The sequence below is a fragment of the Thiofractor thiocamini genome, assembly GCF_055384375.1.
On record NZ_AP042389.1, the window covers coordinates 917,742 to 932,551 of the forward strand.

Here is a 14,810-nt window from a genome sequence, read left to right on the forward strand (position 1 = left end):
TTGGTATAGAGATATTGGTATTTAAAAAACATACCAAATTATATACCTAAGAAACTATAGGTGAAAAAGCTTTTGAACTGATGCGAACTTTTTGACCTATTTTCAAATCCTTCGCTTCGCCCTTACTTAAGACAACTTCAGCTATTTGTTGTCCTATGGAAACGATAGCTATATAGACGACATCTACTTTTACTAAATCAAGCAATTCTCCCTCAAAAGAGAGTTTTTGAGAGCCACTTGTTTTTAAAAATATCTCTTTAGGGGTTCCGTCTTTTATGACTTTGCCGTTTTCAAGCATGATAACTCTACTTGCCATCTTGTATATCTCACTTGGATCGTGGCTTACAAAAAGAGTTGTAGTTTCAAATCTTTTATGAAATGCCATGATCTCTTCTTGCAGTTTTGCTCTCATATTGGGATCCAACGCACTTAAAGGCTCATCCATCAGTAAAAGTTTAGGTCTGTTCATCATAGCCCTGCAAAGTGCTACTCTTTGTTTTTGTCCACCACTTAAAGTAGAAGGATATCTGTTTTGAAGTTCACTTATCTCACATATCTCAAGCAACTCTCTTACCAACTTTTTATCATCATTGATATATAAAAGATTTTCTTTTACGTTCATATTTGAAAAAAGTGCATAATCTTGAAAAACAAACCCAATCCCTCTTTTTTGAGGCGGAAGAGAAATTTTCTTATCAAGCCAAGCAATATTGTCAACTTTTATATAACCTTCCGCATCTTCCAACCCTGCTAAAACTCTAAGAAATGTTGTTTTGCCGCTTCCACTTTTACCACTTACGGCTAAAAATTGATTGTTATCTATCTTGAGATTTATTTGTAGAACCATTTTGCTTTCAAAACCACTCAGAGTTTTTTTTATATCTATCTCTATCATAAAAACCTGCTTTTTGCTTTTTTGTTAAATATGTAAACTACAAATAACACCGTAAAACTGATAAGTACCATGATAGCACTATATATGTGAGCGGTAGTATAATCCATCTCTTCAACCATCTCATATATGGCAACGCTTGCCACTTTTGTTTTTCCGGGTATACTTCCACCCACCATCAAAACCACTCCAAATTCACCGACCGTATGGGCAAATGTTATCACGCAGGCACTTAAAAGTGATGGTTTTATATTTGGCATAGCAACTTTAATGATAGTTTGAAGTTTGCTTTTTCCGCCTAGATATGATGCTTCAAGCATATTTTTTGATAACCCTTCAAAACCGTTCTGTATGGGCTGGAGCATAAAAGGGAAAGAGTAAAGACAACTTGCCACCACAAGTCCCGGGAAATTAAAAACCAATTTCACTCCAAGATACTCATCTAAAAATCTTCCCAGAGGAGAATTGTATGAGAGTGCATAAAGTATATAAAATCCCAAAACTGAAGGTGGCAATACTATCGGCAAAGCCGTCAAGGCTTCTAAAAAAGGCTTCAATCTTGACTTTGTTTGAGATAGATACCAAGCATAAGGCAAAGAGATAAAAAAGAGTATCAAAGTGGTTATGGCTGCAAGTTTAAAAGAAATAACAAAGGGAGTAAAATTTATCTCACTCATTTGATCACTTTTTTAATAAATAAATCACTTGATTTGATAAGCATAAAAACTTCATCATTCTCTTTTAAATTTAATTTTTTTGATGCTTCGGTTGTTATGATGCTCTCAAAAAAACTATCCTCAAATTTTAATGTAATAGAGCTTAAAACTTCTCCGTTTTTTACCTCTTTTATGGTTGATTTTAGGATATTGCTTATGCTTGTTTGCTCTGGATACTTTTTCGCCAAGGATATATGAGTCGGTTTAACTGACAGCACTACTTCATCACCTGTTGTGATATCAGGCAATTCAAGCCCCATCATATAAAGTGTTTCGCTGACGATTTGAAACTCTACTACATGCAAAAAACCCCTCTCTTGTATGGCTTTTACCTTGGCTTTTATCTCATTCATTTTATATTATATCCGAAGTTTTTTAGTATTTTTTTTGATGTTTTGCTAAAGACAAAGTTATAAAATTCTTTTGCTTCTTTTTTATCGTTTAATAAAACAATACCTTGTTTTATAGGAGTATAAAGGGTCGGTTTTACCTCTATCCAATTTACATCTTTTTTATATCTTTTCATATGCTTACTAAAAAGAGTGGATTTTGCGACAAATCCTATATCGGCAGCTATAATGGAGTAAGTGGTAGCCTGGGCTACACTCTGGGCAAATACAAACTTATCTTTTACATTATCGTAAATACCGGAGCTTTTCATGGCTTCTGACGCAGCTTTACCATATGGAGCGGTTTTTGGATTGGCAAGGGCTATTTTTTTGATATTTTTATCTTCTAAAAGCTTTATGCCTTTTGAAAAATCTTTTTTTTGACTACTAAGAAGTGCCAAACTTCCGGTAGCATACACTTTTGGTTTGGTTATGCAGAGTTTTTCTTTATATAAAGCATCAGGGTATTTCATATTTGCCGATAAAAAAAGATCAAAAGGTGCTCCGTTTTTGATCTGAGCAAAAAGCTTACCGCTACTACCAAGAAGCATCTCTACTTTTGTACCAGGATATTTTTCATGAAAAACATTGATGATTTCAGGCATAGCATAACTCATATTTGCCGCGACCGCCACCTTTATAGTCCCACCAAAAAGTGAAAAACAAAACAAAACCAAAAAAAGTATACTTCTAATCATATAATTCCCTTCAACTTTTCATTTCTAATTTTTAATTTATAATTCATTTTCCTATGATGATATTTTTTGGTCTAATAAAAATAAAAACCTTCTTACCTTTTTTTAACCTCAACTCTTTTGTCAAATCATTTTTACAAGTTACCCAAAATTTATCAAGATTGTCTATATGCAGTTTTATATTAGTAGTGATTTTTCCGATTTCCAACTCTTCAATAATTCCCTCAAAAAGGTTGGCAGCTTTTTTGAACTCATTTTTATCGGATATCATCACAGAAGTTGCCTTTATGATACCTACTATCTCATCTCCTATATCAAGCTCAAGTTCATCGGCAGCTTCTTTTGTTATAGATGATTTTAAAATTACTCCACTTTTAAGCTCAAAACTAACCTCTGCGCTTGCTTTGTCTTTTTTTATCTCTGTAACTTTTCCAAAAAGTTGATTTCTTGCACTCAACCTTAGGGTTAATTTTTTTATGGTTTTTATATCGGATACATTTGAAATGGAAGAGATAAATTTGTCATACTCTTTTTTTATAAGATGATAATCTTTTACAAGTTTCTCACCATAGGAAGTAAGTTTTGTCCCCCCTCCTCCGCTTCCACCTATAGCTTTTATAACAACCGGCTCTTTTGCAAGGTTATTGATACTATCTATGATTTCCCAGGCAGACTTATAACTAACAGGTAAAGCTTTTGCCGCTTTTGAGATAGAACCATACTCATTTATAGCTTCAAGAAGCGCTATCTCTTTTTCAAGTAAATTTGGAGTAGAAAAGTCAAATAATACCGTTTTTTCCAATATAAAGCCTTATATACTAAAATACATAACGGTATTATAATAACTTTTTTTTAAACTATGCTTATATCTTTATTATCATTAGGAGATGATTCAAAAATCTCTTAATGATTCCTGTATACCTTTGTGCATTTCATACCAAAAACTCATAGCTGCTTCATATTTGTCCTTATTGAAATAATTTAGCCATTTTATAAGTTCAGTATCATTATTGTTGTCTATACTATGTTTTCTTTGTAAAAATGTGTACACGATATCCACATTTCTTTCCGACTCCCAAAATACTGATGAATTACGCCCGTTAATCCGACTGGCAGTTATAGCTCCATTTTCCAAATACTGTTTTTTCAGCCCGTATAAGGATTCCATAACATCGGGCATCATTTCTTCAGCCCATTGTCTGTGAAAACGGCAAAATCCCATATTATCCAGTATCAATTCACCTTTGAGTCTCGCAGCCCCTGACCTTCCAAGCTCCCTAGGAGGAACAAAATCAGGACCATAATACATATAATATTTTCCCATTATCGACATTGGCGAAAGAACTCCGGGTGTCCAGTATTGATTTGGAACCATCCACCCTTTTCTCGCATAAGCGGTATAAACAAAAGCATCAAGTATCTTTTTATTGTTTTTACTTTTTGCCAATTTACGCGCATATGTTCTAGCACCATCACTTAAATCGATTTTTCCGTTTTTATCAATGATATTATCAAGAATATCAATTCCAATATCCGCGTTATGCATAGATGAAGAAACTACATCAAAGCCTTCCAAGGAAAATTTCGGCACATCTTTCACCCCTAACTCTTCAGGTGACAAATATCCTTCAGACAAACACTCCATAAGCCAGGAGATAGTTCCTCCTATGGATATAGCATCAAAGCCATACATGTCAGCATGATGATTTAGTTTTTCAGCTGCTCTTTGATCAAAAATACCGGATAACGGCCCCATAGTTTGATATGGCTCATAATCCTTCTTATACTCATCTTTCATCTTTTTACAAAGTGCCGCACACGGTTCTCCACAATTTTTTTCATTTTTTACAGATATTGTTTCTTCGTTAAATTGCTTTAGATAGTGTTCTAAAACAAATTTTTTGTGAATTTCGATTCTTTCTTCCTCTTTCATATAAATACTTTTATAGTTAAAAGAGAACATGCTTCCACCCAAGCTTGCATAATTTACACCTAGTGTTCCTCCTGTCTCAAAATGAGGATCAAAACGATATTTAGTAGTAGACTCCAAATCTTTTGTAGATAATTTCATGTTATACTTATCTTTAAACCACTGATCAGCAACTTTACGATCTCTGAAATCATCTTCTATAAATGTACCGCCGTATATAATAGCTGCTATACCATGACTTTGGAGCATTTTCGAACCAAAACCCCCTCTTCCAGCCCATGTGTCCACAAAAGTTAATTTGCCTTTTTTAACTGGGGCCGAACAAATAGACCCAAAATCAGTAGATGCGGATGCAGGACCGGTTGCTAAAACTCTCGGATCTGCACCATATTCATTTCCAAAAACATCAAGTGCATATTGCATCAAAGAGTAGACCCCACCACGCCCTTCTCTCCATATCTCTTTTATATCAACAGGGTGTAATCTAGATTGGATCTCTCCTCCTTGTTTTCGATTTAGATATAAGATTGAAGGCGTTGGTGCTTTTCCGACTATAGATAGCATATTTATCCCAAGATTATCAAAAACCAATCCTGCACCACCCATAGATGATATATAAAATCCTCCCCATGCAGGAGAAAAACCATTGAATATCAATCGATTTGATCCAGGAAAGATAGACCCTGCCAAAACCCCTGTTCCTATATTTAAACTGTTATGTTTTCCGGCAAGTTGTAAACCCAAATCGATCGGGCCAAAAAATTCTCCTAGTTTATAACGATTTACACGGTAAAATGATGTTGACGCATCAACAAACAGTACTTTTTGACTTGTTTTCATTATTTTTCCTTACTATATACTTTTGATACTCATTGTGTCAAATAATATTTAATTGAAACATTATACTATAAATTGTTATATAATTATATACTATATAGTATATAATTTAAGCATAATTTTACATTATAAATAATCAAATACATTGTTCGACATATTAGCAGAAAGTACATTTTTGATAAAGCCTATAATACTGCTTGACTTCATCATTTACTTTGATGATATTTCTTAGATATCTTTTTATATCACCTCTTGAGTATTGTATATATAGCTTTTTAGGATTTACGGCTCTTCCGATGGCTACATAAAATTGACTTGGGGTAAAGATATTGTCTATGTTGCATACAAGATTTTCTATGCTCATTCCTTGGGATTTGTGTATGGTTATAGCATAGGCAAGTTTTATGGGATATTGACTCATAGTAGCTAAAACTTCTTCTTTAAGTTCATCATTTTTATCTTTTTTATACTCTATAAGATCAAACTCCTGCTTTTGCACTTTTATAAGCCTGCCGTTTTTCTCTATCATGAGTGAGTCTTCAAGTATCTCTTTTATCACTCCTCTTTCGCCGTTATAGAACTTACCCCATTTGTTCGATGTAAAAAGTAGGGGAACTCCCTCTTTAAGTATCAATTCTTCATTTACCGGCAAAGAGTTCATCCAGCTTTCAAGCCTCTTGTTTGAGACTCTTTTGTCATGCAATGTTATATCTGCTTGTAAAATCACCTCTTTTTTAGGATGTTCTTGAAGTTTTTTAGCATTTACCAAAGTTACTTCTTTATTTCTGCCATATAAAAATGTAGGCTCATTTTTTAAAACTTCTATATTGTTCGATAAATTTACAAGATAGTCATCCACCTCTTCATCTATGATTCCAACTCTTATCTTGCCAAGTATTTGAAAAAATTTTTTATCTTTTGTCCTTTTCATCTCTTCAAGCTCTATCACAACAGGATCGAAAAAATCCCATGAACTACTTTCAAAAGCATAAACTCCGCCAAAAAGGTTACTGCCAAGTCCACTCTTTATGATAGGAGGCAGCTGAAAAAAGTCCCCGACAAATAAAAATGTACCCTCATATCCGGCATTTTCAACCCTGTATCTTATCATATCCAGCATCGCACTGCTTACCATGCTTATCTCATCTACGATGATAAGATCACAACTTTTTAAAAGTTCATTTATCTCTTTTACTCTTTTTCTATTTTTTTTATCTTGTAGCACAAGTTCTTCAAGATTTGAGCAAATGCCAAAAGCAAAAAAGCTATGTATCGTTTGACCACCGATATTGACAGCACTTATACCGGTACTTCCAAGCACGACCGCATGTTTTAAACTCTTTTTATACTCAAGGATTATCTCTTTGGTTAGGTAACTTTTTCCGACTCCGGCACCACCGGTTAAAAAAACATTTTTGGTTTTTAAAAGTTTTACTATCTTATCTTTCATAATTATATTATACCAAGTTAAGTATAATACTTGTTCCAAAAAGGAGCTTATTTGAAGAAATATATCCCATATCTTGTCATGTTGCTTCCTCCTCTTTTTTGGGCGGGCAATTTCATAGTAGGTAAGGCTGTTAGTTATCAGCATATCCCCATAGGTTTATCTTTTTGGAGATGGTTTTTGGCAACCTTGATATTTACTCCGTTTGTTATCAAGTCAATTTTTAGACAAAAAGAGATTATCAAAAAAAATTTACCAAATATCATCATACTCTCTTTCCTTAGCATCAGTTCTTTCAATACTTTGGCTTACATTTCACTACTTTATACAACAGCTACAAATGCGACTATACTGAATTCATTGATACCTATTTTTATACTCATCATAGCTTCACTGTTTTTCAAAGAAAGAATTTCAAAGTTTCAAATCACAGGTATATTTATATCACTTATAGGCGTCATGATCATATTGACCAAGCTAAATATAAATATACTTATACATATCTCTTTCAACAAAGGTGATATTTGGATGCTCTTTGCCGCACTTGATTGGGCTATGTACTCTTTACTTTTAAAATACTTAAGACCAAAAGAGTTGGAAGCTATGACATTTCTTGGAGTAATGATGATCATAGGTACCATACTGCTCTTTCCACTGTATCTTTACAATCCTTTCAACGAGCATTTGATCACACTGAACAAAGATGTCATATATGCACTTTTATATATAGCTATCTTTCCCTCTATCATCTCATATCTGGCCTGGAATTATGGTCTTCACAAAATTGGAGCCGCAACTGGAGGACAATACATACACTTGATGCCGATTTTCGGTGCTTTGATGGCTGTGGTATTTCTTGGAGAAAAAATACATCTATATCATATACTTGGTGGTTTTTGTATAGGATTGGGATTGTGGCTTAGTATAAAAAAGGCTAAAAGATAACTTCCAGCCTTTTTTATTTTTAAGAGAACATTTCCTTTGCTTCCTCTTTGGAAAGTTTGCTAAAGTCAAGATATTTATATATCTTATCCCTCATATCAGGAGTAATTTTTTTAGGAACTATACTTAGGTACTCCTCTTTTGTGGGGAGTCTTCCAAGAAGCGCAGTAACTGCGGCAAGTTCAGATGATCCAAGGTAAACTTTAGCTCCTTTTCCCATCCTGTTGTCAAAGTTTCTTGTACTTGTGGAGTAAACTATAGCATTATCGGCAACTCTTGCTTGGTTACCCATACAAAGTGAACATCCGGGTATCTCTGTCCTAGCTCCTGCTGCACCAAAGATAGAATAGTAACCCTCTTCAGTAAGAGTTTTTTGATCCATTTTAGTCGGCGGTGCTATCCAAAGCCTTACAGGTACGGGACCTTCTCCTTTTAAAACTTCTCCCAAAGCTCTAAAAAGGCCTATATTTGTCATACAACTTCCAACAAATACTTCATCTATCTTTCCGTTTGGTCTGTTTGGATCAGCTAAAATCTCACTAAGAGTCGCTACATCGTCAGGATCGTTTGGACAAGCCAATATCGGCTCAGTGATTTCATTCATATCTATCTCTATAACATTTGAGTACTTGGCATCCTTATCTGCTTCGAGAAGTTCGGGATTTGCTATCCATTCTCTCATCTTATTGGCTCTTCTTTCAAGCGTTCTTTTGCTCTCATATCCGTTTTCTATCATCGCTTCTATCATCGCTATATTTGACTTGAGATACTCGATAATCGGCTCTTTATTTAGTTTTACCGTACAAGCAGCGGCACTTCTTTCAGCTGAAGCATCACTTAGCTCAAATGCTTGTTCTACTTTTAGATCTTCAAGTCCCTCTATCTCAAGTATTTTTCCAGCAAATGCGTTAATCTTACCCTCTTTTGGAACAGTTAAAAGCCCTTGTTTGATAGCATAGTAAGGTATAGCATTTACCATATCTCTTAGAGTGATTCCAGGCTGCATTTCACCTTTAAATCTTACCAAGATTGACTCAGGTACATTTAGAGGCATACTTCCTGCAACTGCGGCGAATGCTACAAGTCCGCTACCTGCCGGAAAACTAATCCCTATAGGAAATCTAGTGTGCGAATCCCCACCGGTTCCCAAAGTGTCAGGCAAACAAAAACGGTTAAGCCAAGAGTGTATAACGCCATCTCCGGGTCGTAAAGATACTCCGCCTCTGTTGATAAAAAACTCAGGCAATGTATGCTGAAGTTTTATATCGGCCGGCTTTGGATAAGCTGCAGTATGACAAAAACTTTGCAATACAAAATCAGCTCCAAAACTTAGAGCTGCCAACTCTTTTATCTCGTCTCTTGTCATAGCTCCTGTAGTATCTTGACTTCCGACGGTTGTTGCTACAGGCTCACAATACATCCCCGGCTTTACACCATCCATACCGCAAGCTTTACCTATCATCTTTTGGGCTAGAGTATATCCGCTTCCATCATCTTTGGGTTGTTCAGGTCTTTCAAATATCTCATCCGTTCCAAGTTTTAATGCTTCTCTTGCTTTTGTAGTTAAGTTTCTTCCTATGATAAGCGGTATCCTTCCGCCTGCTTGTATCTCATCCGGAAGTGTATTTGGCTTGATCTCAAACTCACTTACCACTTCACCGTTTTTATAGATTTTTCCCTCATAAGGTTTTATAACTACCTCATCACCCATTTCAAGCTTATCAACATTAGCTTCTATAGGGAATGCACCACTATCTTCGGCGGTATTGAAAAAGATAGGAGCTATTATGCTGCCTATGATGACTCCGCCTGTTTTTTTGTTTGGAACTCCGGGTATCTCTTCTCCTATATGCCACTGAACAGAGTTGATAGCTGACTTTCTTGAGCTTCCTGTTCCTACAACATCTCCTACAAATGCTACGGGATTGCCTTTTTTCTTAAGTTCATTTATAGTTTCTATAGGATTATCCATCTTTGCTGCAAGCATAGAGTTGGCATGCAAAGGTATATCACTTCTTGTAAAAGCTTCACTAGCGGGACTAAGATCGTCTGTATTGGTTTCGCCCGGAACTCTAAAAACGGTAACTTTCAACTCTTCTGGAAGTTTTTTTCTTTTTGTAAACCACTCGGCATTTGCCCAAGATTCTATAAGCTCTTTTGCATATGCATTTCCTTCATCCATCAAATCTTTGACATCATTGAATGAGTCATATACCAAGAGAGTTTTTTTGAGTTGATCACAAGCTTCTTGTGCGACAGCTACATCGTCATGTTTTAAAGCTTCTATCAAAGGAGAGACATTATAGCCTCCTAACATCATTCCAAGCAGCTTTACAGCATCCACTTTGTCTATAGCTTTTGAGTGCGCATCTCCTGTGATAATGGCATTTAAAAATCCGGCTTTTACATATGCCGCTTCATCAACTCCCGGACTTACATGGTTTTTCAACAATTCTAGAAGATACTTCTCTTCTGGAATTTCATCAAGTTTTAGCAATTCAACTAACTCTGCAGTTTGTTTGGCAGTCAACGGAAGCGGCGGTACGCCTAAAGCTTCCCTCTCTTTAGTGTGAGCTTTATACTCTTCTATAATACTCATAAAAACTCCTTATGTAATAATTGACAAAATTGTACCAAAATATTTTTAATAAAGAGGTTTTAAAAAGAGGAATTTTGATATTTTATAAGAAGTGTTACTTTTTTAAACAAATGGCAAATTTTATAACTAAAAAGTGTTACAGAATTTCACGTTGACCTTTGGAATTTGGTGAAGAAAGCACTCCCATATTTTCAAGTTGCTCCACTATCCTTGCGGCTCTGTTGTAACCTATCTGAAGTCTTCTTTGTATATAGCTTATAGAGCTTTTTCTTTCATTTAAGACTATATTTTTGGCATCTTCATACAATTCATCCAGTTCATCACTATTGTCACTTTTTTCACTTGAAGTACCACTTCCAGTCGACTCTTTTAAAAATTTCTCATCATATTCCACTTCTCTTTGAGCCTTTAGAAATTCTACGATTTTTTCTATATTTTCCTCTTTTGTAAAAGGTGCATGAAGTCTGATAAGTCCCGAAGTTCCCGGAGGCGTAAAAAGCATATCACCTCTTCCCAAAAGCGACTCCGCTCCCATGGCATCAAGTATGATCTTGCTATCTATCTTTTGACCGACTTTAAAGCTTATCCTTGAGGGAAGATTGGCTTTGATAAGTCCTGTTACTACATCAACCGAAGGTCTTTGTGTGGCAACTATGAGATGGATACCGCTTGCCCTTGCCATTTGAGCTAGCCTTGCTATGTAAAACTCCACCTCTTTTCCGCTTGTCATCATAAGATCAGCCAACTCATCTATAATAACTACGAGATATGGAAAAGTCTCAAGACCCTCTTTTTTTGCTTTTTCATTATATCCTTCGATATTTTTTGTTTTAGTTTGGCTCATTATCTTATACCGTCTTTCCATTTCGGCCACAGTGTTAGCCAAAGCGATGATGGCTTTTTTCGGTTCGGTTATAACCGGTGTTATCAAATGAGGTATATCATTGTACATAGAAAATTCAAGCATTTTAGGATCTATCATGACAAGTTTCAAGGTATCAGGAGAATTTTTGTATAAAAGTGAAAGTATCATGGCGTTTATCCCCACACTCTTTCCACTTCCCGTAGTTCCCGCTATCAAAAGATGAGGAAGTTTTTTAAGATCAGTCAAGAAAGGATTGCCAACTATATCTTTGCCCAGGGCTATAGTCAATGGTGAAGTTGACTTTTGAAAAATCTTATCCTCGAGTATATCTTTTAGATAAATTATCTCTATGTGTTTGTTCGGTATCTCTATGCCGACTACATCTTTTCCAGGTATCGGGGCTTGTATCCTTATGGTTTTGGCTTTTAGTGCCATAGCCAGATCATCTTGAAGTGTCAAAATCTTTGAAACTTTTATATGAGGAGCCGGCTTGAACTCAAATGTAGTTACAACAGGACCTGTATAAGTCCTTACTACATCACCCTCTATCTTAAACTTTGCGAGCTTACTTAGAAGATCTTTTATCTTTTTATCTATCTCATTTTCATTTATATGGATAGATTTTTTAGGGGCGGATTCCAAGAAAGATGTTGGAGGCAGTTTGAAGCCTTTTGGTTTTTGGCTGTCTCCCATATCTATCATTTGTAAAAGTTTTTTATTTTCTTCTACTTCGCTTAGAATTTCAACTGATTTGTCAGAAGATGATTTTTTATCCTCTATTGTCTCTTTAACTTCTTCTTTGTTTTTTTCTGTTTTTGTCGGCTTCTCATCTTTTATAGATATGCTTTTTGACTTGATTTTTTGTTTTGCCGGTTTTGTTTTGTTTTTGCTTTTTAAATTTGAAAGAGAAAACCACCCCATAATCTCTTCAAAAGATATATTAAAGAGTATAACGATACTCAAGGTAAAACACATACCTATAAATATCCAAAGTCCTCCTATGCCTATAAATTTTGATATGACACTGTTTATGGCATTACCGATATAACCGCTGTACTTTCCATCCACTACGGCACTTTGGAGCATCACTGCAACAAAAAAAAGTAAAACTACAGAGAGTATTATCTCTGTTTTTCTATTGTCAAGTTTTGGATATTTGTATAGTAAAAATGAAGGAATGATAAATAAAAAAGGATATACAAAAGATATATAACCAAAGTATTCTCTGTTGTAAATACCGAACATATGACCTATCTTGCCTACCACCGAAGCATCTACTAAGATGGTGGAAAGCCCGCAAAAAAGCAATATGCCTAAAACAAATATAAATAAAATCTCTCTTAATATAATATATCCTTTGGTTGATATATCCAATTATATCATAAATAATTTAACAAAGAGATTGAATTGACTTTCGATATGGTTGATAAAAGGGCTTGAAAACTGACGCTTATCTGGTTATATTTAGCCAAGGTTTCTCCTATATCCGCATCAGCAATATCTGACTGGAGAGTAGTTACTTGAACATGGAGCATATCACTCCTTTGATATGCACCGTCAAGCGCATTTGAAAGAGAGCCTATCTTTGTATGCATTTTTGCCACATGGTCTCTTATGTGATCGATTCGCCTGATAGCATTTTCTATGCCGGGATTTCTTTTGTCCGTCAAAGAAGATGCATCCATGGAGAATTTTCCTTCTCTAACTGCATGGATCATTTTATCTATATCCTTAAACATATCGACACTTGGTTCATCTATAGATACAGAATTATTTGACATAAATGATATCGCATTACCGGAAGCAGAGCTAAAATCATCACTACTGCTGTCATACATAGAAAATTTCATGGAAGTCGAACTGTTAAGCTTGTCTTCGATATTAAGCCTACCTCTATAATCAAGCGAAACATCCACGCTGCCTTTTGCATTTGAAACGGCAGTATCATATCCGGTTTTATCATTGGTAGCCGGTAAGTTATTTGAGACTATCATCGATATGACATCATTTAACTGTTGATATGTCATCTTGTCGGCATCTGCTACATTTCCGTCGGCATCATATATATTGTAATTAGTGACTCCACCGTCAAGCGAAAAAGTCGAGCCGGCATTGTGAAAATCTATCTGAACATTGTTTTGAGTTGTCCCGTCGATCTGAGAAAGTCTTAGATAGAGTCTTTTGCCATCAAGCGAAGATACTCCGGATGTATCAACAAGCTTTGTCTTGGCGGTTGCAAATTCATTTGTAGTTTTATCAATTTGTGATACATTACCGCTAAGCTTATTGCCCTCTACCGTAAAATAGTTTCTATCAAACGATACTTCTTCACTGCTTGCATCCACTGAGTGTGTAAAGCCACTTTTTATGAAAGAGACGATGTTTACATTGCTTCCGCTTGTCAAATTATCTATATCGTTTACATTTGCATCGTTACCACCATCTTTGTCAACTGCTCCAACTATGCTAAAATCCAAAGATTTTTGCCCATTAGTTTTATCTGTTATCTCTATCTGACCGTAATCGTTCAAAACTACATTTATACCGTCACTTGGAGTGAAGCTGTTTTTTATACTACCCAAAAGAGTATCTACTGTATCATTTACATTGACTGTGAGCTTATTTTTAAATGATGAGCCATCACTGTTTTTTGCCTGCATATAAAAGTAGGCATTGGTTTGTGTTCCGATACTACCTGTATTGTCTCCATTGTTTTCTATCATATCCTTTATGGTATCACTGCCTTTGAGGATTGTTTTGTCATTTGCATTGCTGTACATTTTGACATTTGTTGAGAGCATTTTGTTATAGTCACTGTCACTTCCTAAAAAAAGTGAGCTTCCGTCTATATTGTATGCCAATGCCGCGTCAGTACCGGTTGTCGCTTTTACTTCGTTCGCATTACCTTTATAATTTCCCTCACTGTCTATCGGTTTTACCGCAAAAGCCGTACCTGAAAAAAGAAACTTTCCATCGATCGATGTATTAGCCAAATCCACAAGATTTTCTTTTATCGCTTGCAGGTCGTCAGCTATGGCATTTAAGCTAGTTTCATCATGAGAAGCATTTGCCGCCTGGATAAGCTTCGTTTTAAACTGAACAAGTCTGTCATTGAACTCATTTAAAACCGTATCACTGTTGTTGGCAAAAGTTTGAGCACTTTTTGAACTCTCTTTTATCTGAGAAAGTGATGTTTTTTCATACTCAAGTCTTGAAGAGTCTATATAAATGGAACTGTCATCAAAACTGTTTTGTATCTTGTGTCCTGATGATATTTGTGAAGTTAGTTTGTTTAGCAGTAAAGTATCTCTTTTATAATCTCTGCTAAAATTACTGTATAAAAGTTGATTGGTAATCCTCATATTTATCCTTTTTTATATAGACATATATCAAATAAGCAATTTTAATTCCGTAATTGTGCGATATTTTTTACGATCATATATCCCGGAAAATGCCTATTTTGGTTACATTTATACGAAAATATCGGTTTTTTTCAAT

The 14,810-nt window shown here is 35.3% G+C and carries 11 protein-coding genes; 1 reads left to right on the forward strand and 10 read right to left on the reverse strand.

The window, feature by feature from the left end:
* Positions 1-46: 46 nt before the first annotated feature.
* The 7 genes from ACZ47B_RS04645 to ACZ47B_RS04675 all read right to left on the reverse strand — a co-directional run bounded on the left by ACZ47B_RS04645 (position 47) and on the right by ACZ47B_RS04675 (position 6,909).
* Complete coding sequence (locus tag ACZ47B_RS04645) at positions 47-895, reverse strand: ABC transporter ATP-binding protein (RefSeq protein ID WP_464895515.1); 849 nt, start codon at positions 893-895, stop codon at positions 47-49.
* Complete coding sequence (modB, locus tag ACZ47B_RS04650; protein ID WP_464895516.1) at positions 892-1,569, reverse strand: molybdate ABC transporter permease subunit; 678 nt, start codon at positions 1,567-1,569, stop codon at positions 892-894. Before modB ends, ACZ47B_RS04645 begins: the two co-directional genes overlap by 4 nt.
* Positions 1,566-1,961 (reverse strand): TOBE domain-containing protein, encoded by a 396-nt coding sequence (locus ACZ47B_RS04655; protein ID WP_464895517.1) that lies wholly within the window; start codon positions 1,959-1,961, stop codon positions 1,566-1,568. The genes modB and ACZ47B_RS04655 overlap by 4 nt, the downstream gene beginning before the upstream one ends.
* Positions 1,958-2,695 (reverse strand): molybdate ABC transporter substrate-binding protein, encoded by a 738-nt coding sequence (modA, locus tag ACZ47B_RS04660; protein ID WP_464895518.1) that lies wholly within the window; start codon positions 2,693-2,695, stop codon positions 1,958-1,960. The genes ACZ47B_RS04655 and modA overlap by 4 nt, the downstream gene beginning before the upstream one ends.
* 43 nt (positions 2,696-2,738) lie before the next feature.
* On the reverse strand, positions 2,739-3,494 hold the full coding sequence (locus ACZ47B_RS04665; protein WP_464895519.1) for a TOBE domain-containing protein: 756 nt from the start codon (positions 3,492-3,494) through the stop codon (positions 2,739-2,741).
* A 90-nt stretch (positions 3,495-3,584) separates the two neighbouring features.
* Positions 3,585-5,462: an aldehyde ferredoxin oxidoreductase C-terminal domain-containing protein gene (locus ACZ47B_RS04670; RefSeq protein WP_464895520.1), complete on the reverse strand. Its 1,878-nt coding sequence runs from the start codon at positions 5,460-5,462 to the stop codon at positions 3,585-3,587.
* Between the two features lie 154 nt (positions 5,463-5,616).
* On the reverse strand, positions 5,617-6,909 hold the full coding sequence (locus ACZ47B_RS04675) for an ATP-dependent DNA helicase (protein ID WP_464895521.1): 1,293 nt from the start codon (positions 6,907-6,909) through the stop codon (positions 5,617-5,619).
* A gap of 51 nt (positions 6,910-6,960) precedes the next feature.
* Here ACZ47B_RS04675 and ACZ47B_RS04680 point away from each other — a divergent pair, with 51 nt between their 5' ends.
* Positions 6,961-7,851: a DMT family transporter gene (locus ACZ47B_RS04680; protein ID WP_464895522.1), complete on the forward strand. Its 891-nt coding sequence runs from the start codon at positions 6,961-6,963 to the stop codon at positions 7,849-7,851.
* A 19-nt stretch (positions 7,852-7,870) separates the two neighbouring features.
* Here the strand turns inward: ACZ47B_RS04680 and ACZ47B_RS04685 are convergent, their stop codons facing one another.
* The 3 genes from ACZ47B_RS04685 to ACZ47B_RS04695 form a co-directional block, all read right to left on the reverse strand.
* The gene (locus ACZ47B_RS04685; protein WP_464895523.1) at positions 7,871-10,447 is read right to left on the reverse strand and encodes a bifunctional aconitate hydratase 2/2-methylisocitrate dehydratase; all 2,577 of its coding nucleotides are present in this window, start codon (positions 10,445-10,447) and stop codon (positions 7,871-7,873) included.
* Positions 10,448-10,583: 136 nt separating this feature from the next.
* A complete protein-coding gene (locus ACZ47B_RS04690) occupies positions 10,584-12,557 on the reverse strand; it encodes an FtsK/SpoIIIE family DNA translocase (protein ID WP_464895703.1) in 1,974 nt (657 codons plus the stop codon).
* 134 nt (positions 12,558-12,691) lie between these two features.
* Positions 12,692-14,674 (reverse strand): flagellin N-terminal helical domain-containing protein, encoded by a 1,983-nt coding sequence (locus ACZ47B_RS04695; RefSeq protein WP_464895524.1) that lies wholly within the window; start codon positions 14,672-14,674, stop codon positions 12,692-12,694.
* Positions 14,675-14,810 lie beyond the last annotated feature (136 nt).